Below are 26,998 nucleotides of genomic sequence, written 5' to 3' on the forward strand. Positions count from 1 at the left end.
AGGGTGCTATTGAAGCGCAGGTCGATGAATTTCCCAAGGAGCGATTGCCCGGTTGTCCGCGATAGTGGCTTGGCGGGCGAATTGGCTGACAACCAGTAGTCGTATCGGCGGTGGTTTTCACAACCAATTGATCTAAACGAAGGCTCTGACCGGGAAGTCATAAAAGTGTAAGCAGTATTCTTACCGGTTTTCGGTTTGAGCTGTGATGTAGGGGATAGCACCGGGTGTCACCGTTTTATGGCATCGGCTTCATGGGTGGCATCGCATTCGTTGGACTCGTTACGGGTCCGGGAGTCGTCATCATGAGATCCTTGCGTTTACTCGCGCTATCCGGCGTTGCCCTGCTCGGGCTCGCTGGCTTGCCTATTTCCAGTGTTCAGGCGGAGGTCTGTCGTGACCCGATTGACCCGCAGGGCGTACAGCTGGAGCAGCAACAACAGAACGGCGTTAACTTCATGTCCGGTGGTATCGGTCAGGACGAATCGTGCGCCATTCAACGGATCGGAGGCTATAACCTGCACATGACTTTTTCCACTGGACCGTCCAATGAGTACGTGCCTGACGTCAAGGTGGCCATTCAGGGGCCCAAAGGTCATGAAGTGCTGACGCTGAATGAAGCGGGCCCGATTGTGTTGACTCGGTTGCCCGCTGGTAAGTACGTCGTCGTGACAGTGCGCAATGGCCGCGAACTACGTCACACGATTGACCTCAGCGATAGTGGAGTTCGTACGCTGAACATCCATTGGGCTGATGCAAGCTGACCTCAGGGATTGCAGGTCAATCAAAAAACGCAGACAACAAAAAACCCGCACGAGGCGGGTTTTTTGTTGGGCTTTCACGTGATGCTGACACCACATGAAAGCTGAATGTGGTGCCCAGAGACGGAATCGAACCGCCGACACGGGGATTTTCAATCCCCTGCTCTACCGACTGAGCTATCTGGGCAACGGGGCGCATTAAACGGGTTTTTCAGGGGGTCGTCAAGCAAGTTTTCAAAAAATATTTAATTATTACCGTCGCTTACGATCCAACCCCCGTTTTTACGGGATTACTCGGCAGGTGGAACGTAGCCTTCGGCCTTGGCGTATTCCTCGCCGGAGAAGTACTTGTCCATCTCGCCCTGAAGATATTTGCGGTCTTCGGCGTTCATCATGTTCAGGCGTTTTTCGTTGATAAGCAGGGTCTGGTGTTTTTGCCAGTCGGCCCAGGCCTTGGCCGAGACGTGGTCAAAAATGTCCTGACCTTTGGCGCCCGGGAACGGGGCGCGCTCCAGGCCTGGCAATTGTTCTTTGTACTTGCGGCACATGATGGTGCGGGTCATGACGACTCTCCTGCGTTCAATGCATCGGCCGCGCGCTTCAGCAGTTTTTTCACCGGGGCAGCAAGGCCCAGGCGCGGCGGGGTGGCGAGGTTATACCAGAGCCAGTCGGCCTCGGCCACGTGATGGCCGGCCTCCTGGACCTGGATCAGCCAGGGTTCGATAGCCAGTTGGAAATGGCTGAAGGTGTGCACCAGGCTCGGCAGTTCAACGTGCTTGCCCAGTTCCAGCGAGTGTTGCGATGCCAGATGTTCAAGATCGCCGAGGTCGTCGAGTTCCGGCAGGCTCCACAAACCGCCCCACAAGCCCGTGGAAGGGCGGCGGTAAAGCAGAATGGCGCCGTCGCGGTTGGCGAGCATCGGCATCAGCGTGCGCTTCTGTGGCACGGTTTTACGCGGTTTGGGGATCGGGTAGCGGGTCTCCAGGCCAAGCATGTGCGCTTCACAGCCCTTTTCCAGCGGACACAGCAGGCAACTTGGCTTGCTGCGGGTGCAGAGCGTAGCGCCCAGGTCCATCATCGCCTGGGTGTAGGCGTTGACCCGATCGTAAGGCGTGAAGCGCTCAGCGTTGGCCCACAGCTGTTTGGCAACCTTCGGTTCGCCGGGGTAGCCCTCTTGCGCGGTAAAGCGTGCCAGCACCCGTTTGACGTTGCCGTCGAGGATCGGCGCGCGCAGGCCCATGCTCAGGCTGGCGATGGCGCCCGCAGTAGACAGGCCGATGCCCGGCAAGTCGGTGAGTTTTTCGACATCCCGAGGAAACTCGCCGCCGTACTCGGTAACGACGATCTTCGCGGTTTTTTGCAGGTTGCGGGCGCGGGTGTAGTAACCCAGCCCGGTCCACAGGTGCAGCACTTCATCTTCCGGCGCGGTGGCCAGGGCTTCGACCGTTGGCAACGACGCCATGAAACGGTCGAAGTAGTTCAGTACGGTGCTGACCTGAGTTTGCTGCAGCATGATTTCGGAGACCCACACCCGATACGGGGTGATGCCCTGTTGCCAGGGCAGGTCGTGGCGGCCGTGGCGGTCGTACCAGTCCAGCACCGCGGTTGAGAACTGCTCGGTTTTCATCGCTTGAACAACCCCTTGAGGGCGTTTTTCAGTTCTGGACTGACTTTGTCGCCGAGTTTCTCATCGATTTTTTCGCCGAGCTTGTCGCCGGCCAGTTTGCTCGCCATCTGCCCGAGACGCTCATTGTCCAGGCGGCAGGCCTTGGCGCCGAGTTCCAGCGGGCCACGGCAGCGCAATGGCCACTCGATACCGGCATAGCGCTCGTTGACCTGGCAGGCCGGGTCCGGCATGTCACTCTTGTCACCTTCGACGATGATGCCGATGCGGTAATCCATGCCCAGCACACGCAGGTCGACGTCACCGTTGCCGTTGACGGTCATGCCCGGGATACGGACTTTCAGGTCTGGATTGCTGGCCACGCCATTGCGCAACGTCAGGTTGCCCTTGAGCTCCTGGAAGGGGGTGTCCTTGCCGTGCGGTTCGCCGCTGAGGGTTTTGTGGTTAAGGGTGGCGATGCCTTTGCACAGCTGTTGCTCAAGGTTGGCGTTGAGCAGCACGCCGTTATTGAGCACGAAACTGGCCGTGCCGTTGAGGCTGTCGATCAGTGCTTTCTGGCTGTTGCCGTTGGCGGTCAGGTTGCTGTTGAGCGTGACCAGGCCTTTGACTGGCGGTTTTTTCCCTTGGCTTTCGAGAATGTTCTCCACCGGGACTTTGCTGATCTGCGTCTGCAGGCTCAGCGACGGTACGGGTTGGCGTACATCCAGCGTGCCCTTGGCAGCGAAGTTGCCGTTGTAGAGATCGCCACGCAGGTTTTCCAGCGTCAGCAGGCCGCCCTGGCCATTGGCTTTCAGCGCGGCATTCTGGATCGACAGCTTGCCGAGGGTCAGCTGGCTGAAGGTCAGGTCGGCGTCCAGATCCAGTTTGCTCAGGCGTTCCGCCGGAATCAGTTTGTCGTTGCTCCAGGCGCCTTTGGTGGGGGCGTTCGGCAGTGGCGTGCTGCCAGCGCCGGCCAGTGCGTTGGTCTCGGTGCTGCTGACTTCCGACTGACGAGCAACCGCAGCGCTGTTGGCTTCGGCGGATTTTGGCGGCAGGTAGCGATCAGCGTTGAAGGTGTCGCCCTTGAGCTGCACGCGCAACGATTGCCTGGCGAAATCCTCGACGGCGATACGCCCGCTGAAGCTGCTGTCATCGACTTTAAGGTTGAGATCGTCCAGCACCACGCTGCTCGGGGTGCCGGCCAGACGACTGACCAGTTCGACTTTGCTCAGGCTGCCCTCGGCCATGGCCGGGAGTTTCTGGCCGATGCTGTCGACAAACTTCGCCAGGTCGAATTGGGCAATCGACACGCCGCCGCTGATTTGCGGGGTTTTGTCCAGGTCGTTGACTTTCAGTTCGCCGAGCGCGCGCAACTGGTTGGCAGAGATCTTGATGCCGGTCCATTCGGCGATGTTCGCTGCTTTATCCAGCAACAGTTGGCCTTGAGCGGCATAGGTCACGATCTTGCCTTGCAGCGGTTCGCCGGAGATTTCGCCCGCCAGTTTCATGTCTTCGAACTGGTAGCGCTGGAGGGCGCGTTCAAAACGCAGCTCGCCGTTGAGTTCGGTGCGCACACGTACGTCCGGCTGGTTGCTGGCCAGGAATGCCGTCAGCTTGACCTGAATGTTGGTCGCGTCGTGCACCGGGCCGGTGCTCAGCTGGATGCTTTCGGCGCTGAACTGCTTGCCGGTTCGCTCATCGTTGTATTCAACCCGCGCGTTGTTCACGGTCAGGCTGTCGATGTCGAGACGAATCGGTTGGGCCGGTTTTTCCGGGGAGGCAGGTATTTCGGCGGCCGGCTCGCTGGTGCTGCCGGTAGCTGGCGCACCCGCCTTTGCGGCGACAGGCGGGACTTTGCCGATGTCTTCCCAGTTACCGTGGCCATTCTTGTCACGGTTGAGGCGCAGGTTCAGGCCCTCGACGCGGACATCGCTCATCTGCACTTCACGGCGCAGCAACGGCAGCACCCGCACGGACAGGCCAAGCATTTGCAGGTCGGCAAACGGCTGGGTTGGATTGGCCAGGGTTGCGACGCCGGCATCGTGCAGTTCAAGTCCGAGCCAGGGGAACAGGCTCCAGCCGATATCGCCATTGAGCGTCAGCTCGATGTGGGCCTTGTCGCGGGCAATTTGGCGGATCTCGTCTTTGTAGTCGTTGGGATCGAAGAAGTGGGTCAGGGCAAAGCCCAGCGCCACAATGATCAGCAACAACCCGAGAAGCACCAATCCCAGGATTTTGCCGAACGCTTTCATGGGCGAGTCCTTGTAATGAGTCAATGTCGAAATTTAGCCAAGGAGTATAGCGCCCCGAAACCGACGACTGGTCAGTGATCGACTAGAGCAGATCCAGCGGCAATTTGAGCTTGGCGGCCAGTGCCTGGGCTTCGAGGTGCCCGGCCGGGGCCTGCAGGTGCAATTTTGCCCCCGCGAGCTCGGCCATCTTTTGTGCTTCGCAGACCAGGCGTTCAGCCACGCCGCGGCGACGGGTAATTTTGCGCACGCACAATTGCGACAGGTGCCAGATGTCCTGCTGCCGATGCAGGCGTGCCGCCCCGAGCAGGCGGTCATTGAAGCGTCCAGCGATCAGCGAGCCGTCGCGCAGGCTGTGTTCAATCAATTGCAGCTCATCGTTGAACGGCGCAATCAGCCAGCGTGGGGCGTCGTGGTAGATCTTCTGCAGATCCTGCTGATCCTGATAGCTGGGTTCGTTCAGCGATTCAACGACGATGGGCATAGGGGTTCCTGTGAATGGGTTGTTCGGACATTGCCGGTCAACGGGTGAAACGGTTTTTTAGCGTGTGATCGGAACAGATGTCACATAAAGGGTGATATCTGTTTGGTTTTTCTGCCACGGGCAAATGGTAATCTTTGTCCGTTCGTCGGTCCTTCTGCGACCTGTCGTCGCACCCGAACGGAGCTCTACTCAATAAAACGGTCATGCCGGCGTGCAACAAGGCCGAGAGTGAAGAGTGTCTGGCGAACCATACTAATAATTGGGGGAAACACAAATGAGCACGAGTACCGAGGCGGGGATTATTCCCGCCCAGTCAGCGTTCCTGTCCAAGGAGCGGATCATCGCCAGGCCCGGTTTCAACCGTTGGCTGGTTCCACCGGCCGCGCTGGCCATCCACTTGTGCATCGGCATGGCCTACGGTTTTTCGGTGTTTTGGCTGCCGCTGTCCAAAGCCCTCGGCGTGACTGCGCCGATGGCTTGCGCACCCGACATGAGCTTTATTGCACAGATTTTCTCGTCCCAGTGTGACTGGCCGATCTCGATGCTCGGCTGGATCTACACCCTGTTTTTCATCTTCCTCGGCTGCTCGGCAGCGATCTGGGGTGGCTGGCTGGAACATGCCGGGCCACGCAAGGCCGGTGTCGTCTCGGCATTGTGCTGGTGCGGCGGTCTGCTGATTTCCGCGTTGGGGGTGTATACCCACCAGATCTGGCTGATGTGGAGCGGCTCCGGCGTCATCGGGGGGATTGGCCTGGGGCTGGGTTACATCTCGCCGGTTTCGACCTTGATCAAGTGGTTCCCGGACAAGCGCGGCATGGCCACCGGCATGGCGATCATGGGCTTCGGCGGTGGTGCGATGGTCGGTGCTCCGCTGGCAGCAGCGCTGATGGGTCATTTCGCTTCGCCGGCTGGCGTGGGCGTGTGGCAGAGCTTCCTGGTGATGGCTGCGATCTACTTTGTGTTCATGATCGGCGGTGCGCTGTCGTACCGCGTTCCGCCGACCGGCTGGAAGCCTGAGGGCTGGACCGCCCCGGCGAAAAAAGCCGCGAACGCGATGATCACTCACCGTCACGTACACGTTAACGTCGCCTGGAAAACCCCGCAGTTCCGTCTGGTGTGGCTGGTGCTGTGCCTGAACGTGTCGGCCGGTATCGGCATCCTTGGCATGGCGTCACCGCTGTTGCAGGAAGTATTCGCCGGTAAATTGCTCGGTAACGATCTGACCTTTGGTCAGCTGGATGCCTCGCAATTGGCGTCGATCGCCGCAATCGCTGCCGGTTTCACCGGCTTGCTGAGTCTGTTCAACATCGGTGGACGGTTCTTCTGGGCGTCGTTCTCCGACTACCTGGGCCGTAAAAACACCTACTTCGTGTTCTTCGCCCTGGGTTTTGCCCTGTATGCGTTGATCCCGAACCTCGGCCACCTGGGCAACATCGCGCTGTTCGTGGCGGCGTTCTGCATCATCCTGTCGATGTACGGCGGTGGTTTTGCGACGGTGCCGGCGTACCTGGCGGACCTGTTCGGTACGCAGATGGTCGGTGCGATCCACGGTCGCCTGCTGACCGCCTGGGCCGCTGCCGGCGTGCTCGGCCCGGTGTTGGTGAACTACCTGCGTGAGTATCAGTTGAGCATCGGCGTCGAGCGCGCGGCTGCGTATGACATCACCCTGTACATCCTTGCGGGCCTGCTGGTGCTGGGGTTCCTCTGCAACCTGCTGGTGCGTCCGGTGGCGGACAAGTACTTCATGACCGACGCCGAACTGGCCGCCGAACAGGCGCTGGGTCACGACAAAGGCGCGAACAGCACCACGGTGCTGGAGTGGAAAGCCTCCTCGGGCAGCGTGCCGTTGGCCATTGCTGCATGGCTGGTGGTGGGTATTCCGCTGGCGTGGGGCGTTTGGGTGACGTTGCAGAAAACAGCCGTCCTGTTCCACTAAACACATGACTCCCCTTGTAGGAGCAAAGCTTGCTCGCGATGAACGATAACGCGGTGTGTCAGGCGTACTGTCATCGCGGGCAAGCCTTGCTCCTACATGTCATGACAGGTATGTCCCCGGCGGCATTGGGTTCAGCCCGTCAGGGATATCACCTCGCGTGTTTCTGTTTGGCGTCCGCGCCCCTATAATGGTTGCCTTTTTCGCCCAATGATTTTGCGGAGCTGGTGATGGCCGAACGTAAGGCGTCAGTCGAGCGCGACACTCTGGAAACCCAGATCAAAGCCTCGATCAACCTGGATGGCACCGGAAAGGCCCGATTCAATATCGGTGTTCCCTTCCTTGAGCACATGCTGGACCAGATCGCCCGTCACGGGCTGATCGACCTGGATATCGAGTGCAAGGGTGACCTGCATATCGACGATCACCACACGGTGGAAGACGTCGGTATCACGCTGGGTCAGGCTTTCACCAAAGCCATCGGCGACAAAAAAGGCATCCGTCGTTACGGCCACGCCTATGTGCCGCTCGATGAAGCGCTGTCGCGCGTGGTGATCGACTTCTCTGGCCGCCCTGGCCTGCAGATGCACGTGCCATATACCCGCGCCACTGTCGGCGGCTTCGATGTCGACCTGTTCCAGGAGTTTTTCCAGGGCTTCGTCAACCACGCCAACGTCAGCTTGCACATCGACAATCTGCGTGGGCACAACACCCACCACCAGATCGAAACCGTGTTCAAGGCCTTCGGTCGCGCATTGCGTATGGCTGTCGAGCTGGATGAGCGCATGGCCGGGCAAATGCCTTCGACCAAGGGCGTGCTGTAATGCAGACGGTCGCGGTTATCGATTACGGCATGGGCAACCTGCACTCGGTGGCCAAGGCCCTCGAGCACGTCGGTGCCGGCAAGGTGCTGATCACCAGCGATGCCAACGTGATTCGCGAAGCCGACCGGGTGGTTTTCCCCGGCGTGGGCGCGATTCGCGATTGCATGGCGGAGATCCGTCGCCTGGGCTTCGACTCGCTGGTGCGTGAAGTCAGCCAGGACCGTCCGTTCCTCGGCATCTGCGTGGGCATGCAAGCCTTGCTCGAGCGCAGTGAAGAAAACGATGGCGTCGACTGCATCGGTCTGTTTCCCGGCCAGGTGAAGTTTTTCGGCAAAGGTCTGCATGAAGACGGCGAACACCTGAAAGTCCCGCACATGGGCTGGAACGAAGTGAAGCAGACGGTGGATCACCCGCTGTGGCACAACATTGCGGACCTGGCGCGTTTCTATTTCGTGCACAGCTACTACATCGCCGCCGGCAATCCGCGGCAGGTCGTGGGTAGCGGTCACTACGGCGTCGACTTCGCCGCAGCGCTGGCCGAAGGTTCGCGTTTCGCTGTGCAGTTCCACCCGGAGAAGAGCCATACCCATGGCCTGCAATTGCTGCAGAACTTCGCTGCGTGGGACGGTCGCTGGTAATGGCCGTCAAGAAAAAGCCGCCGATCCTCACGCTCACACCCGAGCAAGAGAGCGAGGCCAACAGCAAGATCAAGCGTTTCATGGAGGATCGCTTCGAACTTGACCTTGGCTCGTTCGAGGCAGCTGAAATTCTTGAGCTGTTTACCCGCGAAATTGCTCCGCACTATTACAACAGGGCGATTTTCGATGTGCAGACGCACCTCAAAGAGAGGTTCGAAAGCATCGAAAGCGACTTGTGGGCGCTCGAGAAAAACTGATTTCCGAGCAACGCTGAAAAATCGAATTTAAAGGTTTGCCAGATGCTGATTATTCCCGCTATCGATCTCAAAGACGGTGCCTGTGTACGTCTGCGCCAGGGCCGCATGGAAGATTCCACAGTGTTCTCCGATGATCCGGTGAGCATGGCTGCCAAGTGGGTGGAGGGCGGTTGCCGTCGTCTGCATCTGGTCGACCTGAACGGCGCCTTCGAAGGCCAGCCAGTCAATGGCGAAGTGGTCACGGCGATCGCCAAGCGTTACCCGAACCTGCCGATTCAGATCGGTGGCGGTATCCGTTCTCTGGAAACCATTGAACACTATGTGAAAGCGGGCGTGAGCTACGTGATCATCGGCACCAAAGCGGTCAAGGACCCGGCCTTCGTCGCCGAAGCTTGCCGTGCCTTCCCGGGCAAGGTGATCGTCGGTCTGGATGCGAAGGACGGCTTCGTGGCCACCGACGGCTGGGCTGAAATCAGCACCGTGCAGGTCATCGACCTGGCCAAGCAGTTTGAAGCCGACGGCGTGTCTGCGATCGTTTATACCGATATCGCCAAAGACGGCATGATGCAGGGCTGCAACGTGTCGTACACCGCAGCACTGGCCGCCGCCACGCGGATTCCGGTGATTGCGTCCGGCGGTATTCACAACCTGGGTGACATCAAGTCGCTGCTCGACGCCAAGGCGCCGGGGATCATCGGCGCCATCACCGGCCGGGCGATTTACGAAGGCACCCTCGACGTCGCGCAAGCGCAAGCTTTCTGCGATTCGTACAAAGGCTGAGGACTTACCATGGCGCTGGCCAAACGCATCATCCCTTGCCTGGACGTGGATAACGGCCGGGTCGTCAAAGGTGTGAAGTTCGAGAACATCCGTGACGCCGGCGATCCGGTGGAAATCGCCCGTCGCTACGACGAGCAGGGTGCCGACGAGATTACCTTTCTCGACATCACCGCCAGCGTCGATGGCCGCGATACCACGTTGCACACTGTCGAGCGCATGGCCAGTCAGGTGTTCATCCCGCTGACCGTTGGCGGTGGTGTGCGCAGCGTGCAAGACATCCGCAACCTGCTCAATGCTGGTGCGGACAAGGTCTCGATCAACACCGCGGCGGTGTTCAACCCTGAATTCGTCGGCGAAGCGGCGCAGCATTTCGGCTCGCAATGCATCGTTGTCGCCATCGACGCCAAGAAGGTTTCACTGCCGGGCGAAACCCCGCGCTGGGAGATCTTCACCCACGGCGGTCGCAAACCTACCGGGCTGGATGCGGTGGAGTGGGCGAAGAAGATGGAAGGTCTGGGGGCCGGCGAAATCCTGCTGACCAGCATGGACCAGGACGGCATGAAAAACGGCTTCGACCTGGGCGTCACGCGTGCCATCAGCGATGCGCTGGGGATCCCGGTGATCGCCTCTGGCGGCGTCGGTAACTTGCAGCATCTGGCTGATGGCATTCTTGAAGGTCACGCCAGTGCGGTGCTGGCAGCGAGTATTTTCCACTTCGGCGAATACACCGTGCAGGAAGCCAAGGCCTATATGGCACATCGCGGCATCGTGATGCGATAGAAGCCAGTGGGCTGGAGAAAACGTTCCGGGTTGCCGTTATGGAGCAACCTGAGCGTTGGATGAAGTCGCCTTACGAGGCCCTGTCACGGGGTTGAGTAAATCGATCCTCGGTTCGGACGCCTGTCCCGATTTGTCGTAGGCAATGACACAAAGCTTCCCCGGAAGTTTCTCGCTCGCAATAAAGAAGTCCATTGTCATGTCTTCAATGTATTTTTCGGGCTTATGGCAATCCGTTGTTTCGACAGGACCAAACTTGATGGAGTAGGTCCGATACGGTTCTTCTTCTTTCGCTAGTGTTACAAAGACGTCGCTTTCGATGGACAAATTGGCCTGCGCGGTTGATGTATCCAATAATTCTATGGGTAAAGAAAGCGCGTTTTTTAAGAGTCCTCTTGACGAGTGCTGTGCAGCCGACTCCAGACCCAAAATACATAGAAAATAGAACCCTGGTTTCGTACCTATCTCAGAATTGATTTGTGCATCTGTTGAGCTTATTGGATCGCTGTAATTCTCAGGTTCCTCGCATTTCATTGCGGTGGAAACAGTTTTATGCCGATAGAAGGGAGCGCTGCTCGAAAATCGATAGTTCCAAGTCGGAATGACTAAGGAGCCACCATCGGACTTTTTGACTCTCTTGTACATGTCCAGCTCGGCTGCGCCACCGTCAACGGTAAAAGCCGGGTAGAGTTGGCAGGACGATGGTGGATTTGGAGCAATACGGCCTTGTGAGAAACACCCGTTGAGAGTCGCCGTGGGGTTGCCATACACATTTCCGTGTACTGCCACATAGTCATTTCCAACGCGCGTGCAGGGCGCATGATAGCGGCATGGGACAATATCCACCTCGAAATTGCCTGTGCCCACTACCCCTACGATCTCGTTTGAATAGCGATCCAGCACGGGGCTTCCGGAACTGCCGCCTCGAATGTCCTTGCAGCGAGTCATAAAGGTGTTCCGCCACACCCATGGACCTTCAACAATGTCCTGGGTGGGCTGCAAAGTACAAGCCGCCATGCGCAATGTAATTTGGTCGAAACCTTTTGGCGCCCCCACGATCAAGACATCGGTACCGTTCGCTGGTGTATCACGCGCCAGTTTCAACGGTTGTATACCCTCCTCAATGAGCTTTTGAAGGCTGACATCCAGTTCAACTATAGCCATATCAACACCTTGTATGCTCCGCCATATCGTCGTCTTCAGCGGATAGGCCTTGAACTTGGAGGTGTCGGTGAAATAATTGAATGTGATGGTGCCGCTGACCGGGCTGTCGGTCACGATGTTGCCATTGGTCAATTCAATGCAGTGTCCCGCAGTAAGTACGTAAGCGGGAGTTTCCGGCAACTCGATTTCATCGCGTGTATCCAGAAGGGCCGCGGTACAGCTACCGTGATTGATCGCCAGGCGCCCGATACCCTGCCAGTGGTCACGGGAGTCGTCGGTATTTTCAAGGATTTTGGAAGGGGTCAGGTTCTGCAGGCCTTCGCCATAATCGCTGTTGTTCGCAAAACTGGGTGCACACAGTGAGCACATTGCACTGGCAAGAAGTACGGGGATCGAATTCATTGAATGGTGCCTCTGATTAATTGAAGAAACGGCCTGTCGCCGGGTATTGGCAATTAATCAGGTGAGGCTGGGTGGAGGGTGGTAACTATCTACCACGGTGACTGTGATACCCATTATTTTAATGATGTATATAAGGCCGTTATCGAAAGGCCAGTAGACAGTATGGCGGGCTCAAGGCACTCTTGGGCACGCCATGGATTCCGGTAGCCCGACATGCTTAAACGTCTTCTTCTTGTCCTCGCCAGCGCGTCTCTATTGCTCATCAACGGGGCTCGCGCCGAAGAAGGTCCCGGCACCGACCTGGTGTTGCTGACGGAAAACTTCCCGCCTTACAACATGGCGAAGAACGGCAAGAACTTCGCTCAGGAAAACAATATCAATGGCATCGCCGTGGACATCGTCCGCGAGATGTTCAAGCGCGCCGAAATCACCTACAGCCTGACCCTGCGTTTTCCTTGGGAGCGAATTTACAAGCTCGCCCTGGAAACTCCTGGTTATGGGGTGTTCGTCATGGCGCGGTTGCCGGACCGCGAGAAACTCTTCAAATGGGTAGGCCCCATCGGCCCGGACGACTGGATCATGCTGGCCAAGGCTGACAGCAAGATCACCCTCGAATCGCTGGCGCAGGCGCGCAAATACAAGATCGGCGCCTACAAAGGTGATGCGATTGCCGAGACGCTGGCCAAGCAGGGTCTGAAGCCGATCGTGGTGCTGCGCGATCAGGACAACGCGAAGAAACTGGTCAACGGCCAGATCGACCTTTGGGCGACGGGAGATCCTGCCGGCCGTTACCTCGCTCGGCAGGATGGTGTGACCGGGCTCAAGACCGTACTGCGTTTCAACAGTGCGCAGCTTTATCTGGCGCTGAACAAAGACGTGTCCGACGAAATCGTCGCCAGGCTTCAGGCTGCGCTGGATCAATTGCGCAAGGAAGGCGTGGTGGACGACATCATGGCGCGGTATCTCTGATAGCGTTCAGTGCATTTCGAGCAACTGATGTGCGCTCAACAAGGTAGACCGCCCACGTGAATGCATTGCGTAACAATGCAGTGGTGATGGGTTGTTCTGCGCTATCGACTCCAATGATACACAGCACATGGACACCGGTTTGAGACCCTATGGTCCGATTGATATAGGGCGTGGCGGAGTCAAACGCTGCACTGTAATGACTGGGTATACGGCAGTCTTTTGCATTGCGTGTTGTTTTGTATCGATAGAAGGGTGAGCTGATAGAGAACCTGTAGTTCCAGGTTGGCAAAATATTTCCCTGGCCAGTGCTCCGGTCCATGTAGACGTGGCTTCGGATGTTCCAGGGCTCTTCGATTGCGATGTCCACAGGTTGCAACAGGCAGTTTGTCGAGTTGCCGTCGAACACACCATTGATAAAACAGTAATGCAGAAAGTTGGCGACGTAGCTGTAGTTGTAGGTGCTCGCCTCGCAGGAGTCGCTGTAACTGCACTCTGATCGGTCTGTTCCGTCGGCAGCCAATGCGTACTTGCTGACGATGCTGGTGATATCACTGTTGCTACGATCCAGCATCGGACTTCCGGAGCTGCCGCCGCGGATTGCGTCGCATCGATTTCTGAATGCCTGGGGAAATACGCCCGGATGCCCGATAAAGCTACCGGCCGATTGTTCCGAGCAAGCGCTCATGCGCAGGCCTTGTTCGGTGAACCCTGGTGGAGCTCCAATGTTCAGCACGTCGCGACTCTCGTCGCTCTGGTGGGCGGCGAGTTTGAGTGGTTTGATACCTGAATTGATGAGGCTCGCCAGTGAGTGCTCAACCTTTATTACGGCGAGATCGGTGCCGACAGTGCTGCTCCAAAGGGCGGTGCGTACCGGGTAGGTGATCTGCCGCTCAGGTTCGTCATAAAAGTAGTTGAAGGTGATGTTCGCAACGATGGGCACGTTGGTGCGTGCGGTACCGTATTCGAAGAGCACGCAATGACCGCTGGTGATCAGATACGCAGGCCCTACGGCTTTGCCTTCGCTGTTTCGGGTGTCGAGCAGGGAGGCGGTGCATGAAGCGCCGGAACTGAAGGTCAGGCGTCCGATACCGCTCCAGAGTGCGTAGCGCTTATCGCTGTTTTGCAGTGCCTTTGAGGCTGATTCGTTGGCGGCACCTTCTCCCAGGTCCCGTGCTTGCAGGCAGGTGCTGGTGATCAGCAGGCAGTAAAGGGTTAGATGATGGATGTATTTCATGGCCATTCCTTGGGGATGAAATTCGGAGCGAGCTCTATCCTGGCACGTGCCTGAGTACCTGAAGGCATAGATAGTTATTGCATCGCAGAAGGCCTGAGTCCGAGGCTCGGTGGTGCGTTTCAGCGGGTGCGGTAGTTCCCATCGGTGCCATGGGCCGCTGTCGCGCGATTGCTGCGCACGCTGATCATCAACTTGATATCGATCCAGTCGATGCCCTGGGCCTTGAGCTTGGGCAGTTCGCGCTCAAGCACCGCCAGGGTTTGTGGATAAGGGTGGCCGATCATCACCGCAGAGCCTTGCTTGTGGGCCAGGCTGATGGCGGTCTGTAGCTGAGTGAAGATTGCGCCCTCGGTGCGCTCGTCATCGAGAAACACATCGCGCGAAACACTCGCCAAACCGATCTTCTGCGCCTCGGCGGCAGCGACTGTCTGAGCGCTGGTACGGCTGTCGACAAAGAACTTGTGCCGACGTTGCAGCTCGGCCATCAGCCAGGTCATGGCGGGTTGCTGGGCGGTCATGCGGCTGCCCATGTGGTTGTTGATGCCGCTGGTATAGGGCACGGCGTTGAACGCCGCATTCAGGCGTTTTTCCAGCTCTTCGATGGGGAGTTCGGGATGCCAGGCGAACGGGCCGGTAGCCGGATCCATGGGCATGTGCAGCATGACAATCTTGCCGGCGCGGTGGGCCTCGCGGGCAAATTCGGCAGCGTGGGGAGTATCGGGCATGATTGCCGTGGTCACCGGGCCGGGCAGTGCCAGCACGCGGCGGTCGCGTGGCAGGTTTTGCCCGAGGTCATCGATGATCAGGCTCAGGTAGGCCTTGTGCGGCGCCGCCGTCTCGGCAGGCGCCGCGTGAGCAGCACCCGCCAGACAGCACATCAGGCTGAGGATGACCCGCAAACGCATCTCAGTGGCCGCGAGTGATGCTCAGGCCCTTGAGCAGGCTCAGGGCCTGGGCCAATTGGTAATCGTCGTCCTGTGGCATCGGTTTGGCTTTGCCGCTGGACTTGGTTGGCTTGTCGGCGCCGCCGTTGCCATTGCCCAGGTGACCTTGCAGATCGGCTTCCTTGAAGTATTCGCCGTCCTGCTCGTTGGTGATCTTGGCCTTGCGCACTTCGATGTCCGGAACGATGCCCTGGGCCTGGATCGAGCGCCCGTTCGGCGTGAAGTACAACGCGGTGGTGATCTTCAGTGCGCGGTCATTGTTCAGTGGCAGCACGGTTTGTACCGAGCCTTTACCGAAACTGGTGGTGCCCATGACCACCGCGCGTTTTTGATCTTGCAAGGCGCCGGCGACAATTTCCGACGCCGAGGCGCTACCGCCATTGATCAGCACGACCATCGGCACTGCTTCGCTTTCGTCCTTGCCGGTGGCAGAGAAACGCAGCTCGGAGTTGGCGATGCGGCCCTTGGTGTAAACGATCAGGCCTTTGGTGATGAAGTGGTCGACCACTTCCACCGCCGCCTGCAGCACGCCGCCCGGGTTGTTACGCAGATCGAGCACGATGCCGCTGAGCTTCTTGCCATTGTCTTTGCGCAACTTGGCCAGGGCCTTGGAGACCTCTTCGCCGGTCTTGACCTGGAACTGGGTGATGCGGATGTAGGCGTAGCCCGAATCCAGCAACTGGCTCTTCACGCTCTTGACCTGGATGGTCGCGCGGGCCAGCGTCACGTCGAACGGCGCACCGCCGTCGCGGACCAGGGTCAGGGTGATCTTCTCACCGATCTTGCCGCGCATCTTGTCCACGGCTTCGGTCATGCTCTGGCCGCGGGTTGGCTGGCCGTTGATCTTGACGATGAAGTCGCCCGCCTGGATGCCGGCCTTGGAGGCAGGCGTGTCATCGATTGGCGAAACGACTTTGATGAAGCCGTCTTCGGCACCGACTTCGATACCCAGGCCGCCGAATTCGCCGCTGGTGCTTTCCTGCAACTCGGCAAAGTCTTCCGGGCCGAGGTAGGCGGAGTGCGGGTCGAGGTTGCTGAGCATGCCCTTGATGGCATTCTCCAGCAGGGTCTTGTCGTCAACCGGTTCGACATAGGCTGCCTTGATCCGGTCCATGACCTCGGCAAAGGTGCGCAGCTCTTCCAGCGGCAATGGCGCCTTGGTGGTCGCGGCCGTGCCCGCAGGCGCAACCGCCGGGGCCGGTTCAGCGGCAAACGCCAACGGCGCACCGATCACCAGAGCGATCGTCAGGGCCAGCGAATTGAGGCGGGACAAATGCAGCATGTCGAACGAACTCCTAATGTAGGTGACTCAACGCCTATCCTTGCGCGCGGCACCATTGTGCTGGATCACTCGGGTGACCCTGCTGACGAATAGCGAAATACAGCGCAGGTGTGTCCTGGCCACCACTGTTGCCGACAGTGGAGATGGATTCACCGGCCTTGACCACGTCACCGGCCGCTTTAAGCAGCGTCTGGTTGTGGCCGTACAAACTCAAAAAACCATTGCCGTGGTCGAGGATCACCAGCAAACCGGCGCCGCGCAACCAGTCGGCGAACACCACGCGGCCGCCGTGTACGGCATGCACCTGGCTGCCCGCGGAGGCGCTGATCATCACGCCGTCCCACTTGGTTCGGGCATCGTCACCACGTGTTTCACCAAAACGCGCAAGCAATCGACCATCGACAGGCCACGGAAGTTTTCCGCGGGCGGAAGCAAAGGGGCCGCCGAAGGACTCGCCGGCACTTGAAACCAGTGCGCCGGGTGCCGGTTTGGCGGGCTTGCGTGGGGCATCAGTGGCTTCTGCCCGGGCCTGAGCCTCACGTAAACGCTTTTTTTCGGCTTCCTGCTGGGCGATCAGCGCTTTTTGTCGCGCTTCTTCTGCCTCTCGTGCCTGGCGGGCCAGGGTTTCCTCAATGGTTTTGAGTACTTTAGACAGATCGGCCTGATCCTGCTCGCGGGCTTGCAGCTTCTGGTCGCGGGCTTTCACGTCGTCATTGAGCTTGGCCAGGACTTGCTGACGCTCCTGGCGGACTTTGTCGAGTTCGTCACGCTGGCTGTCGAGGCTGCTTTTCTGCACCAGCAACTGGGCTTGTTGCAGGGCGATGTCCTTCTCGACATTGGCCAGCTGGCGCAGGGTTTCGTTGAAATTCTTCAACTGCTCCAGGCGTGCCTGGCTCAGGTAGTCGTAATAGGTGAGGGTGCGGGCGAATTTTTCCGGGTTCTGCTGGTTGAGCAGCAGCTTCAGGTACTCCTGGCGGCCATTCTGGTAGGCCGCGCGGGCCTGAATGGCGATCAGTCGTTGCTGTTCAATGCGCGCGCTCTGGAGTTTTTTTTTCTCACCATCGAGTCGCTGTATCTCGGATTCGCTTTTCTTCAGCTCTTTTTGCAGGGCATCGACCTGCTTCTCGAGCTTGCCCATCTCGGTCTCGGTGCCTTTGAGGTCCTTTTGCACGCCGGACTTTTCCTCCTGCAACTTGCCCAGCAGCTTTTTCAGCTCGGCAATATCCTGACGCGTGGCGTCCAACTGTTGTTGGGTTTGCGCGCGTTCATCGGCAAACGCCGGATGGAGCAGGCAGGTCAGGGCAAGGGCAATCAGGGCGCGAAGCATAGAGGCGGGCGACACCAGGGGGAAAAGGACAGCCTAGTATGCCCGGCCAAGACTGTAAAAAAAACGTCCATTTCTGGCTGTGTGATAACTGGAGCAGGGGGCGAGGATTTGAAGGCAGGTTTTGTCTCTTGAAAACACCACAAACCACTGTGGGAGCGAGCCTGCTCGCGATGGCGTCTAAACATTCAACAGTGAAGTTGGCTGTCAGATTGCTATCGCGAGCAGACGAACGTCGCCCGGCTGCTCCCACAGGGTGTAGCAGCGTTTGAAAGACTTGATTACACCAGGATCGACGTGCCCGTCATCTCGGCAGGCTTCGCAAGCCCAAGCAGCTTGAGCATGGTCGGTGCCACGTCTGCCAGTACACCGCCTTCACGAACCTTGAGGTCGCGTTTGCCGACGTAGATGAACGGTACCGGTTCAGTGGTGTGAGCGGTGTGCGCCTGGCCGGTGGATTCGTCGGACATTTGCTCGACGTTGCCGTGGTCGGCGGTGATCAGTGCTTCGCCGCCGACTTTTTCCAGGGCATCGACGATGCGGCCGACGCACAGGTCCAGGCACTCGACGGCTTTCACTGCGGCATCGAACACGCCGCTATGGCCGACCATGTCACCGTTGGCGTAGTTGACCACGATCACGTCGTAGCGCTGGTTTTCGATCGCGTCGACGATCCTGTCGGTGACTTGCGGTGCACTCATTTCAGGTTGCAGGTCATAGGTGGCGACTTTCGGCGACGGGATCAGGATGCGTTCTTCGCCCGGGAACGGTTCTTCGCGACCACCGGAGAAGAAGAAGGTCACGTGAGCGTATTTTTCGGTTTCGGCGATGCGCAGCTGGGTTTTGCCGTTTTTCGCCAAATAGTCGCCCAGCACGTTTTCCAGGCTGCCCGGCGCAAAGGCCGACGGTGCAGGAATGCTGCCCGCGTATTGGGTCAGCATGACGAAGCCGGCCAGTTTCGGCTGGCGCGCGCGTTCGAAGTCCTTGAAATCGTCTTCGACGAAGACCCGGGTCAGCTCTCGGGCGCGGTCGGCGCGGAAGTTCATGAACACCACGGCGTCGCCGTCTTCGACCTTGACCGGCTCACCGATGGTGGTGGCTTTGACGAATTCGTCGCTCTCGCCACGTTCGTAGGCGGCTTGCAGGCCCTGCTGGGCGGTGGCGGCGTTGAATTCGCCGTTACCGTCAACGATCAGGTTGTAGGCCTGGGACACGCGATCCCAGCGGTTGTCGCGGTCCATGGCGAAGTAACGGCCAATGATGCTGGCGATCCGGCCTTTGCCCAGCGTCTTGAAGGCTTCATCCAGCAGTTCGATCGACGACTGTGCACTTTTTGGCGGCGTGTCGCGGCCGTCAAGGAAGGCGTGCAGGTAGATCTTCTCGGCGCCGCGCTTGAAGGCCAGTTCGGCCATGGCGATCAGGTGATCCTGGTGGCTGTGCACGCCACCATCGGACAGCAGGCCCATGAAGTGCACGGCTTTGCCGGCAGCAACGGCTTTATCCACGGCGGCGCAGATGGTCGGGTTCTCGAAGAACTCGCCATCGCGGATCGCTTTGGTCACGCGGGTGAAGTCCTGATACACCACGCGGCCGGCGCCGAGGTTCATGTGGCCGACTTCAGAGTTGCCCATTTGCCCGTCCGGCAGGCCAACGTCCATGCCCGAGCCCGAGATCAGGCCGTTCGGTACGGTGGCGTACAAGCGGTCGAGGACCGGCTTTTTGGCCGCGAACACGGCGTTGGATTCCTGGCTTTCACTGTGACCGAAGCCGTCGAGAATAATCAGGACCAAAGGTTTAGGCGTGGTAGTCATGGATTCCACTCGTGGCTGAATTAAAGGGGCGATGGAAAAAGGGAGTGGCAGTTTAAAGGCAAGTTCATTCCACGTCACCGCCGGGCGGGGTTTGGTCGTCCATGGCGGCTGTGTATACTGGCCGACATTTTAACGCCCTGGAACCTCCTTGATGGTTGCTCACCTGATTGAATTTGCCACTAACCACTATCTGCTCGTCGGTATCTTCGTCGTTCTGCTGGCGTTGTTGATCGCCCGCGAAATGAGCCGTGGCGGCCGCAGCCTCAGCACCGCCGAGCTGACAGCGCTGGTCAACAAGGACCAGGGCGTCGTTGTCGACATCCGTCCAAGCAAGGATTTCGCCGCCGGTCACATTGTTGGCGCGCTGAACATTCCGCAGGACAAACTGACTGCACGCGTTGGCGAGCTGGAAAAGCACAAGGCCAAGACCATCATTCTGGTCGACGCCCTGGGCCAGCACTCCGGTACCCACGCTCGCGAGCTGTTGAAGTCCGGTTTCACGGCAGCCAAGCTGTCCGGCGGGATCTCCAGCTGGAAAGCTGACAATCTGCCGCTGGTGAAGTGATATGAAAAACGTCGTCGTCTATTCCAGCGATTACTGCCCCTACTGCTCGCGAGCCAAGTACCTGCTCGAGAACAAGGGTGTAGCCTTCGAAGAGATCAAGGTCGATGGCAAGCCGCAGGTGCGTGCCGAGATGGCCCAGAAAGCCGGACGTACGTCCGTGCCGCAGATCTGGATCGGCAGCACCCACGTTGGTGGTTGTGATGATTTGTTTGCCCTGGACCGCGCCGGCAAGCTCGACGCGCTGCTCACGGCCTGACTGAACCCTTAAGATCAGCAAACCCTATAAGACCCCAAGATCAGAAAGGATCTGAGATGACTGACCAACAGAACACTGCTGCGAACGAAGAAGAAACTGCACCGCAATTCTCCTTGCAGCGCATTTACGTGCGTGACCTGTCCTTCGAAGCTCCGAAAAGCCCGGCGATCTTCCGCCAGCAGTGGGAGCCGAGCGTTGGTCTGGATCTGAACACCCGCCAGAAATCGCTGGAAGCCGACTTCCACGAAGTGGTGCTGACCTTGTCGGTTACCGTGAAAAACGGTGACGAAGTGGCGTTCATCGCTGAAGTCCAGCAGGCCGGTATCTTCCTGATCAAGAACCTCGACGAAGCCTCGATGAGCCACACCCTCGGTGCTTTCTGCCCGAACATCCTGTTCCCGTACGCTCGCGAAGCCCTGGACAGCCTGGTGACCCGCGGTTCGTTCCCGGCCCTGATGCTGGCTCCGGTGAACTTCGATGCCCTGTACGCGCAAGAAATGCAACGCATGCAGCAAGACGGCGCACAGACCGTTCAGTAAGCGTTCGCTGCAACAACGAAAAAAGCGCCTTCAACGGCGCTTTTTTCATGGGCTGAGGAAACCGTTGATCGTTCCCACGCTCCCGCGTGGGAATGCAGCCCGTGACGCTCCGCGTCACTGGACGCGGAGCGTCCCTTGAGGCATTCCCACGCGGAGCGTGGGAACGATCTGGTGAGGGTGGTGTTATTTGAAGCCGAGCTGGCGCCAGCCTTCGTATACGGCCACCGCCACGGTGTTGGACAGGTTCAGGCTGCGGCAGCCTTCGCGCATCGGCAGGCGCAGGCGCTGTTCGGCGGGCAGGGCGTCCAGCACCTCGGCGGGCAGGCCACGGCTTTCCGGACCGAACAGGAAGGCATCACCCTCGGCGAAGCTGGCGTCGTGGAACGGCCGCGAGCCCTTGGTGGTGAAGGCGAACAAGCGCGGATGGCCAAGGCTTTCCAGACAGCTGGCAAGGTCGGCATGGCGCTGCAAGGTGGCATACTCATGGTAATCGAGGCCGGCGCGGCGCAGGCGCTTGTCGTCCATCTCGAAGCCCAGCGGTTCGATCAAATGCAGGTGGCAGCCACTGTTGGCGCACAGCCTGATAACGTTGCCGGTATTCGGCGGAATTTCTGGTTGAAAAAGGATGACGTGAAACATGCACGGCTCCGAAGGTAAAGATGGGCAGCATTCTACGCCTGAAGTGGACCCGCGACCGAAGCTATTCCCTCGGGTGATGGCCTCATTGGCGATCGTCGGCGTCATGGTCGGCATGATGATCGGTCGCCTGACCGAGCCCGACCCTACGGTATTGCAGCAGGTTGAGGTCGAACCCGATGGCTTGGTGGTGTGGTTCAACAATGAACCGAAGACCCACGGCGAGTTCATCGACGGCAGCGTCGCGTTGCTGTTCGAAGCTGAAGGCAAGGCGCAAAACGGCCAGTTGAAGCTCAACGACAAGGACGTGAACTGGCGGGTGCGATTGAGTGACAAGGGCTTGTTGCTGACGCTGGTGGCGGCCCGCCCCCTGAAGGGTGAGTGGGCCGGCAGCGAGGTCAATGACCGCTGGCGGTTGGAGATCCATCTCCAGGAGCAATAAAAGAGGGAATCCCCGGCCTGCCTGTACCAAGGTTCCCCAAAACGGGAGGGGGTTCGTCGCGGTCTGCGTGATGAACCCCGGGTGTAAAGAGGGGAATCCCCGGCCTGCCTGTACCAAGGCCCCCGAAACTGGGTAGTGAATCGAATCACTGATTGGACTATTGCAGGGGGCGTGCCAGGTTTAGAAATGTTGCAGAAAATAGCTTTCATGCAGCGCTGAAAGCCCCGTAAATCGGGGCTTTGGCTTTTTTGTATTAGGGGTTTTTGTGTTGCCGGAGGCGGGGTTTTGCTTCCCGTGGAATGCGCGATTGCGGTTCACGGTGCATTGAGGCGGTGCATACAGGCCCTAAAAGCATCGTCGGATCGCCGCCCGGAGCAAGCTCGCCCCCACAGTGGATTTCAGTGTTCCATCATTGTGTGAATACCATTGAACCCTGTGGGAGCGAGCTTGAACGCGATTGAATCTGGAGATCAGCGAAGATCTAACGGCTGCTTAACCCTCATCCCCTTCATCGTCATCGCCGCTATCGACCTTCATCCCCAGCTCCTTGATCTTGCGGGTCAAGGTGTTGCGGCCCCAGCCGAGTAATACGGCAGCGTCGCGGCGGCGGCCGGCGGTATGTTTGAGGGCGGTTTCGATCATGATCCGCTCGAAGCTCGGCACGGCGCTGTCGAGCAGGCTCGATTGACCACGCGCCAACGCCTGATCGGCCCATTGACGCAGCGCTTGCTCCCAGTTGGTTACCGGCGCCGAATCCTGCGGCAGGCTCAACAGCTCGGGAGGCAGGTCACTGATGTGCACTTCGCGACCCGACGCCATCACCGTGATCCAGCGGCAGGTGTTTTCCAGCTGCCGTACGTTGCCTGGCCACGGCAGGTTCTTCAGGTATTCCTCGGTTTCGCTTTTCAGCAGCTTCGGCTCCACCGCCAGTTCTTGTGCGGCGCGGGCGAGGAAGTGCTTGGCCAGGGTCGGAATGTCTTCGCGACGGTCCGACAGGCGCGGAATGTGGATACGGATCACGTTCAGACGGTGGAACAGGTCTTCACGGAATTTCCCGGCGTGTACCAGGGTTTCCAGGTTCTGGTGAGTCGCGGCAATGATGCGCACATCGACCTTGACCGGCACATGACCGCCGACGCGATAGAACTCGCCATCGGCCAGTACCCGCAGCAGGCGCGTCTGGGTGTCGGCTGGCATGTCGCCGATTTCATCAAGGAACAGTGTGCCGCCATCCGCTTGTTCAAACCGTCCACGCCGCAGGTTGGCCGCGCCGGTGAACGCGCCTTTTTCGTGACCAAACAGCTCGGACTCCATCAGGTCCTTGGGGATTGCCGCCATGTTCAGCGCGATAAACGGCGAGGCCGCGCGCGGGCTGTGGCGGTGCAGGGCGTGGGCCACCAGTTCTTTACCGGTACCGGATTCGCCGTTGATCAGCACGGTGATGTTGGAGTGGCTCAAGCGCCCGATGGCGCGAAACACTTCCTGCATCGCCGGAGCTTCACCGATGATTTCCGGGGTGCGGGCCAGGATTGGCGCCACTTCCAGGCCTTGCTGTTCCTGGGCATGCTGGTTGGCGCGCTTGACCAGCGACACCGCTTCATCGACGTCGAAAGGTTTGGGCAGGTACTCGAACGCACCACCCTGATAGGACGCGACAGCGCTGTCCAGGTCGGAATGCGCTGTCATGATGATCACTGGCAGCCTTGGGTGTTGCTCGCGAATCCGTGCCAGCAGGTCCAGGCCGCTGATGCCGGGCATGCGAATGTCGGAGATGATCACGTCCGGTTGTTGGCGCGCCAGGCGGCTCATCACGCCATCGGCGCTGTCGAAGCTTTGCGTGGTCATGCCTTCCTGTTGCAAGGCTTTTTCCAGGACCCAACGGATAGAACGGTCGTCATCGACGATCCACACGGTTTCACTACGGCTCATGTCGATGTGGCTCCTTGTTCCAGGGGCAGAAAGATCGAGAACGTGGTGTGGCCTGGATGGCTGTCACATTCGATCAGGCCCTGGTGCTGGCTGATGATGTTCTGGGTAATGGCCAGGCCAAGCCCGGTACCGTCCGGGCGGCCGCTGACCATGGGGAAGAAGATGGTTTCCTGCAGGTCTGCCGGAATCCCCGGGCCGTTGTCGATGATTTCGAGCTTGGTCACCAGGCGATGGCGAACGTGGCCAATGGTGAACTGGCGCATCGCGCGCGAACGCAGGGTGATGCGGCCCAGGCGCAACTCGTTCTGGGTGCTGATGGCCTGCATCGCATTGCGCACGATATTCAGCACGGCCTGAATCATTTGCTCGCGATCGATCAATACGTCCGGAATGCTCGGGTCGTAGTCGCGCACCAATGTGATGCAGCCTTGGCTCTCGGCTTCCACCAGATGACAGACGCGCTCCAGCACTTCGTGGACGTTGCACAGGGCAAGCGACGGCAGTTTGTTCGAGCCGAGCATGCGATCGACCAGATTACGCAGGCGATCCGCTTCCTCGATGATGACGTTGGTGTAGTCCTTGAGGCTTTCTTCCGGCAGCTCGCGGGCCAGCAACTGAGCGGCGCCGCGAATCCCGCCGAGCGGGTTCTTGATCTCGTGAGCGAGGCCGCGCACCAGCATCTTGCTGGTTTCCTGCTTGGAGAGCTGCGCTTCTTCTTTGGTGATGCGCAGCAAGCGATCACGCGGGTGGACTTCGAGCAGCAGCAGCGTGTCGCCATTGCTCAGGATCGGCGTCACCGCGTAGTCGACGGTCAGGGTCTGGCCGGTCAGCGCGGTGAGCATCGCTTCGCGCTTGGTAAACGGGTGCGCTTGTTCGACGGCCTGGCGCAAGGAGTTGAGGGCTTCGGTCGACTCGGTGAACAGCTCGCTAATGAACTGCCCATGGCTGCGCTGGCCGCTGATGGCCAGGAGCATTTCCGCCGCGGGGTTCATGTACTCAAGGCGCAATTGGGCGTTGAGCAGAATGGTGGCGGTCGTCAGGTTGTCGAGTAGCAAGCGGTGCAGTGCGTCGCTGATGGTCATTAGGACCTCTTTTGGAGCGTGGCGGCTCAGACGGGTCTGAATCGCGCGCGTGAACTGGGCGCTGATACGAGGAAAATGCAAAAACCAAACCAAGGCTCCGAAAAGAAGCGTTCAGGCCCTGAAACAGGCGTTTGACGCGCGATTACGCGGCGTTCTGCCGGCGTTCTCGGGTATTTTCGAACCAAAATGGGTTGGAATATGGGTAGGGTGCAGCGCATTGCACCAATATAGTGCGCAAACCTGAGCGGTGTTCAGAAGAAAGAAAAAATCCCGACTTTTTCTTCTTCGGGCTTATCCGCGAGCGGGCATTCCGGGCGTTGGCCGTAATCGATCAGGGTGCAGGGCTTGACCTGGCGCTTCTGCGCCAGAGAGATACGCAGCATGTGGAAGGGCTGACTAGCCGTGCGTTCGACAATCCGCCCGTGTTCGTCGAGGATTTCCACCGCCAGTTGATGGGTGCCGCGATCGATATTGCTCAAGGCGAACACCGGACTCGGGCCGGGATCGGCGGTCGGTTGGCCGTCCAGTAACAACCGATAGCGATGACCACGTTGCAAGGTGGGTTCGTTGGTGACACTGACGATCACTTCACCCGCACTGCTGCGCACCGAAGCGTCCGGTTCCGGTACGAGTACGCGAAGCATGTCGTAGTGAAACAGTGGTTTTTCCTCAGGCTTTTTTGGGGCTGCTTGCGGTGCTGCATTGCCGGGATTGGCCGACATGCGATTACCCGGCGCCAGTGTGACTCGCTTGGCGTTTCCAGGTCGGGGTTGATCGGTGAAGACCCGATTGCCCTGGGCGTCGACGTAGGTGTAGACCTCGGCCTGCACCGGCAGAGCGGTCAGCCACAGGCACATGGCGATTATCCGGCACCTCATGGGGTGTGTACCCGCTGCACGGTGAAGGTAATGGTCGGGCTTTGCTGCACCAGGCTTTCTCCGGCGAGCACCTGCACCGCGAGACTGTGTTCGCCGCGATCGATGTTCACCAGTTGCAAGCGCGGCACGTTGCTTGGCTGGCCATACGGTTGGCCGTCCAGCAGCAATCGAAACAGATGCGACCCTTGCAGGCGTGGCTGAATCTGCACGCCGACGGTGAAGGTGCCGTTGTTGGCGCGCAGGGCTTCATCGCTGGGTAGGCCAGTCAGTTCCAGTACTGAATACACGGCGTTTTTGTCAGCACGCAGGAGCGGTTGTTCGGGTGCTATCGGTGATTGGCGTTCGATGCTGTTGAGTGGCGGCAACTCGACGGCCTGGCTCTTCACACCATCGGGCGGCTGATTGCTGTAGGCGGTATTGCCGTTGGCGTCGGTGTAACGGTAGATCTGCGCGGTAGCGGGCAGGGCGATCAGCGCCAGGATGAACAGAAAACCACGACCCATAAAAAACGACCAATAAACGAAAGCGTTGGGTTGCAGCATAGGTCAGGGTTATGAGTTGGGTAGGAGCAGGCTTCGCCAGCGCCTACGGATGGACACTGCACAATTCAGCAGTGGCGCGTACCAGCGCAAGCTCACGCAGCGGTACTTGGGTCGCGGCCTTATTGGCTTTGGCCAGCCATGACGGGCAGTGTGGATCATTACGATATGGGGTGAAATCGGCCAGTTGCTGCAGCAGGCGTGTTTGTAACAAGTCGAGTTGCGGTCGGATCAGGCCAACGAGGTCGGGCCGAGGTTCGTTAGGCGCCTTGCCTTGTGCGTGCCAGTCGGACAAATGCGCGTACTGCACTAACTTGTTGGCTTCGATCTGTGCCGAGAAGAACTGCTCGACGGCTTCATTGCTCAATTTATAGTAGGGCGCCTCGGCGATAGCGTCGGCAATGACTTCACGTTCACGCTGACGATCCTCGACAGGCTTGCCGCTGTCCCACTTGCTCAGCGCGACCTTGTCAGCAATCACCAGTCGCTCCTGAATGGTGCTGAGCAGTGGGGCGAGGGCCGCGGGTGCCGGGGCTGGAGCAGGGGCGGCGGCAGTGGCAGCGCAGGCGGTATTGGCGAGCAGGACGGTGAACAGTGCGAGGCTCAAGCGTAGGTACATGGGATGTCTCTTCTTCATTCCGTGGAAGGGCATGATGCCTATAACAGTAGGCCCGATAATAAGTGTTCGCCCACAAAAAA

General features: G+C 59.1%; 28 protein-coding genes and 1 tRNA gene. 12 read left to right on the plus strand and 17 right to left on the minus strand.

The features are described 5' to 3' along the window. Positions 1-302: 302 nt before the first annotated feature. A complete protein-coding gene (locus HK44_RS27755; RefSeq protein ID WP_024265219.1) occupies positions 303-761 on the plus strand; it encodes a hypothetical protein in 459 nt (152 codons plus the stop codon). 108 nt (positions 762-869) lie between these two features. Here HK44_RS27755 and HK44_RS27760 read toward each other — a convergent pair. The 5 genes from HK44_RS27760 to HK44_RS27780 form a co-directional block, all read right to left on the minus strand. Then, positions 870-945: transfer RNA gene (locus HK44_RS27760), tRNA-Phe, on the minus strand. Between the two features lie 103 nt (positions 946-1,048). Continuing rightward, positions 1,049-1,321 (minus strand): oxidative damage protection protein, encoded by a 273-nt coding sequence (locus tag HK44_RS27765; protein ID WP_019691289.1) that lies wholly within the window; start codon positions 1,319-1,321, stop codon positions 1,049-1,051. Further along, positions 1,318-2,385, minus strand: coding sequence for an A/G-specific adenine glycosylase (mutY, locus tag HK44_RS27770; RefSeq protein ID WP_019691290.1), 1,068 nt, complete (start codon positions 2,383-2,385; stop codon positions 1,318-1,320). Before mutY ends, HK44_RS27765 begins: the two co-directional genes overlap by 4 nt. Further along, complete coding sequence (locus tag HK44_RS27775) at positions 2,382-4,613, minus strand: AsmA family protein (protein WP_019691291.1); 2,232 nt, start codon at positions 4,611-4,613, stop codon at positions 2,382-2,384. Before HK44_RS27775 ends, mutY begins: the two co-directional genes overlap by 4 nt. A gap of 82 nt (positions 4,614-4,695) precedes the next feature. Then, positions 4,696-5,094 carry an acetyl-CoA sensor PanZ family protein gene (locus tag HK44_RS27780; protein WP_019691292.1) on the minus strand — a complete coding sequence of 133 codons (399 nt, stop codon included), beginning with the start codon at positions 5,092-5,094 and terminating at the stop codon, positions 4,696-4,698. A 274-nt stretch (positions 5,095-5,368) separates the two neighbouring features. Here HK44_RS27780 and HK44_RS27785 point away from each other — a divergent pair, with 274 nt between their 5' ends. From HK44_RS27785 to hisF, 6 genes are all read left to right on the plus strand, one after another. Beyond that, positions 5,369-7,030, plus strand: coding sequence for an OFA family MFS transporter (locus HK44_RS27785; RefSeq protein WP_019691293.1), 1,662 nt, complete (start codon positions 5,369-5,371; stop codon positions 7,028-7,030). Positions 7,031-7,257: 227 nt separating this feature from the next. After that, positions 7,258-7,851, plus strand: coding sequence for an imidazoleglycerol-phosphate dehydratase HisB (hisB, locus tag HK44_RS27790; RefSeq protein WP_019691294.1), 594 nt, complete (start codon positions 7,258-7,260; stop codon positions 7,849-7,851). Then, the gene (gene hisH, locus HK44_RS27795) at positions 7,851-8,489 is read left to right on the plus strand and encodes an imidazole glycerol phosphate synthase subunit HisH (RefSeq protein ID WP_019691295.1); all 639 of its coding nucleotides are present in this window, start codon (positions 7,851-7,853) and stop codon (positions 8,487-8,489) included. Before hisB ends, hisH begins: the two co-directional genes overlap by 1 nt. Next, entirely contained in the window at positions 8,489-8,746 is a 258-nt protein-coding gene (locus HK44_RS27800) for a DUF2164 domain-containing protein (RefSeq protein WP_019691296.1), read from the plus strand. Before hisH ends, HK44_RS27800 begins: the two co-directional genes overlap by 1 nt. Before the next feature lie 42 nt (positions 8,747-8,788). Next, the gene (gene hisA, locus HK44_RS27805; protein WP_019691297.1) at positions 8,789-9,526 is read left to right on the plus strand and encodes a 1-(5-phosphoribosyl)-5-[(5-phosphoribosylamino)methylideneamino]imidazole-4-carboxamide isomerase; all 738 of its coding nucleotides are present in this window, start codon (positions 8,789-8,791) and stop codon (positions 9,524-9,526) included. 9 nt (positions 9,527-9,535) lie between these two features. After that, on the plus strand, positions 9,536-10,306 hold the full coding sequence (gene hisF, locus HK44_RS27810; protein ID WP_019691298.1) for an imidazole glycerol phosphate synthase subunit HisF: 771 nt from the start codon (positions 9,536-9,538) through the stop codon (positions 10,304-10,306). 36 nt (positions 10,307-10,342) lie between these two features. Here hisF and HK44_RS27815 read toward each other — a convergent pair whose 3' ends face one another. Next, positions 10,343-11,869 carry a trypsin-like serine peptidase gene (locus tag HK44_RS27815; RefSeq protein WP_019691299.1) on the minus strand — a complete coding sequence of 509 codons (1,527 nt, stop codon included), beginning with the start codon at positions 11,867-11,869 and terminating at the stop codon, positions 10,343-10,345. Between the two features lie 213 nt (positions 11,870-12,082). Here HK44_RS27815 and HK44_RS27820 point away from each other — a divergent pair, with 213 nt between their 5' ends. Next, entirely contained in the window at positions 12,083-12,838 is a 756-nt protein-coding gene (locus HK44_RS27820) for a substrate-binding periplasmic protein (protein WP_019691300.1), read from the plus strand. Here the strand turns inward: HK44_RS27820 and HK44_RS27825 are convergent. The 5 genes from HK44_RS27825 to gpmI form a co-directional block, all read right to left on the minus strand. Further along, positions 12,819-14,072, minus strand: a complete 1,254-nt coding sequence (locus HK44_RS27825; RefSeq protein WP_019691301.1) for a trypsin-like serine peptidase — start codon at positions 14,070-14,072, stop codon at positions 12,819-12,821. The two genes, HK44_RS27820 and HK44_RS27825, sit on opposite strands and share 20 nt — an antisense overlap. A 119-nt stretch (positions 14,073-14,191) precedes the next feature. Next, the gene (locus tag HK44_RS27830; protein ID WP_019691302.1) at positions 14,192-14,977 is read right to left on the minus strand and encodes a divergent polysaccharide deacetylase family protein; all 786 of its coding nucleotides are present in this window, start codon (positions 14,975-14,977) and stop codon (positions 14,192-14,194) included. A gap of 1 nt (position 14,978) precedes the next feature. Next, positions 14,979-16,298: a S41 family peptidase gene (locus HK44_RS27835; protein WP_019691303.1), complete on the minus strand. Its 1,320-nt coding sequence runs from the start codon at positions 16,296-16,298 to the stop codon at positions 14,979-14,981. Between the two features lie 34 nt (positions 16,299-16,332). Beyond that, positions 16,333-17,625 (minus strand): murein hydrolase activator EnvC family protein, encoded by a 1,293-nt coding sequence (locus HK44_RS27840; RefSeq protein ID WP_019691304.1) that lies wholly within the window; start codon positions 17,623-17,625, stop codon positions 16,333-16,335. 278 nt (positions 17,626-17,903) lie between these two features. After that, positions 17,904-19,433 carry a 2,3-bisphosphoglycerate-independent phosphoglycerate mutase gene (gene gpmI / locus HK44_RS27845; RefSeq protein WP_019691305.1) on the minus strand — a complete coding sequence of 510 codons (1,530 nt, stop codon included), beginning with the start codon at positions 19,431-19,433 and terminating at the stop codon, positions 17,904-17,906. A 151-nt stretch (positions 19,434-19,584) separates the two neighbouring features. Here gpmI and HK44_RS27850 point away from each other — a divergent pair, with 151 nt between their 5' ends. Genes HK44_RS27850 through secB form a run of 3 tightly spaced genes read left to right on the plus strand, consistent with a single transcriptional unit; the run spans position 19,585 to position 20,793 of the window. Beyond that, a complete protein-coding gene (locus HK44_RS27850) occupies positions 19,585-19,998 on the plus strand; it encodes a rhodanese-like domain-containing protein (protein WP_019691306.1) in 414 nt (137 codons plus the stop codon). A 1-nt stretch (position 19,999) separates the two neighbouring features. Continuing rightward, the gene (gene grxC, locus HK44_RS27855) at positions 20,000-20,254 is read left to right on the plus strand and encodes a glutaredoxin 3 (RefSeq protein WP_019691307.1); all 255 of its coding nucleotides are present in this window, start codon (positions 20,000-20,002) and stop codon (positions 20,252-20,254) included. A gap of 56 nt (positions 20,255-20,310) precedes the next feature. Then, positions 20,311-20,793 carry a protein-export chaperone SecB gene (gene secB, locus HK44_RS27860; protein ID WP_019691308.1) on the plus strand — a complete coding sequence of 161 codons (483 nt, stop codon included), beginning with the start codon at positions 20,311-20,313 and terminating at the stop codon, positions 20,791-20,793. A gap of 183 nt (positions 20,794-20,976) precedes the next feature. Here the strand turns inward: secB and HK44_RS27865 are convergent, their stop codons facing one another. Then, complete coding sequence (locus HK44_RS27865; protein WP_019691309.1) at positions 20,977-21,432, minus strand: tRNA (cytidine(34)-2'-O)-methyltransferase; 456 nt, start codon at positions 21,430-21,432, stop codon at positions 20,977-20,979. Here HK44_RS27865 and HK44_RS27870 point away from each other — a divergent pair. Continuing rightward, positions 21,431-21,871 (plus strand): hypothetical protein, encoded by a 441-nt coding sequence (locus HK44_RS27870; protein WP_019691310.1) that lies wholly within the window; start codon positions 21,431-21,433, stop codon positions 21,869-21,871. The two genes, HK44_RS27865 and HK44_RS27870, sit on opposite strands and share 2 nt — an antisense overlap. A 492-nt stretch (positions 21,872-22,363) precedes the next feature. On the opposite strand, the gene ntrC is transcribed toward HK44_RS27870, so the two are convergent. The 5 genes from ntrC to HK44_RS27895 form a co-directional block, all read right to left on the minus strand. Beyond that, positions 22,364-23,800: a nitrogen regulation protein NR(I) gene (gene ntrC / locus HK44_RS27875; protein WP_019691311.1), complete on the minus strand. Its 1,437-nt coding sequence runs from the start codon at positions 23,798-23,800 to the stop codon at positions 22,364-22,366. Beyond that, positions 23,797-24,882 (minus strand): nitrogen regulation protein NR(II), encoded by a 1,086-nt coding sequence (gene glnL, locus HK44_RS27880; protein ID WP_019691312.1) that lies wholly within the window; start codon positions 24,880-24,882, stop codon positions 23,797-23,799. The genes ntrC and glnL overlap by 4 nt, the downstream gene beginning before the upstream one ends. 251 nt (positions 24,883-25,133) lie before the next feature. After that, a complete protein-coding gene (locus HK44_RS27885) occupies positions 25,134-25,739 on the minus strand; it encodes a DUF4124 domain-containing protein (RefSeq protein WP_033865706.1) in 606 nt (201 codons plus the stop codon). Positions 25,740-25,756: 17 nt separating this feature from the next. Beyond that, complete coding sequence (locus HK44_RS27890) at positions 25,757-26,263, minus strand: DUF4124 domain-containing protein (protein WP_024265221.1); 507 nt, start codon at positions 26,261-26,263, stop codon at positions 25,757-25,759. Positions 26,264-26,345: 82 nt separating this feature from the next. After that, entirely contained in the window at positions 26,346-26,918 is a 573-nt protein-coding gene (locus HK44_RS27895; protein ID WP_019691315.1) for a chorismate mutase, read from the minus strand. Positions 26,919-26,998: the final 80 nt, after the last annotated feature.

Origin of the sequence: Pseudomonas fluorescens HK44 (genome assembly GCF_000217955.3) — a bacterium.
Taxonomy (GTDB): domain Bacteria; phylum Pseudomonadota; class Gammaproteobacteria; order Pseudomonadales; family Pseudomonadaceae; genus Aquipseudomonas; species Aquipseudomonas fluorescens_AQ.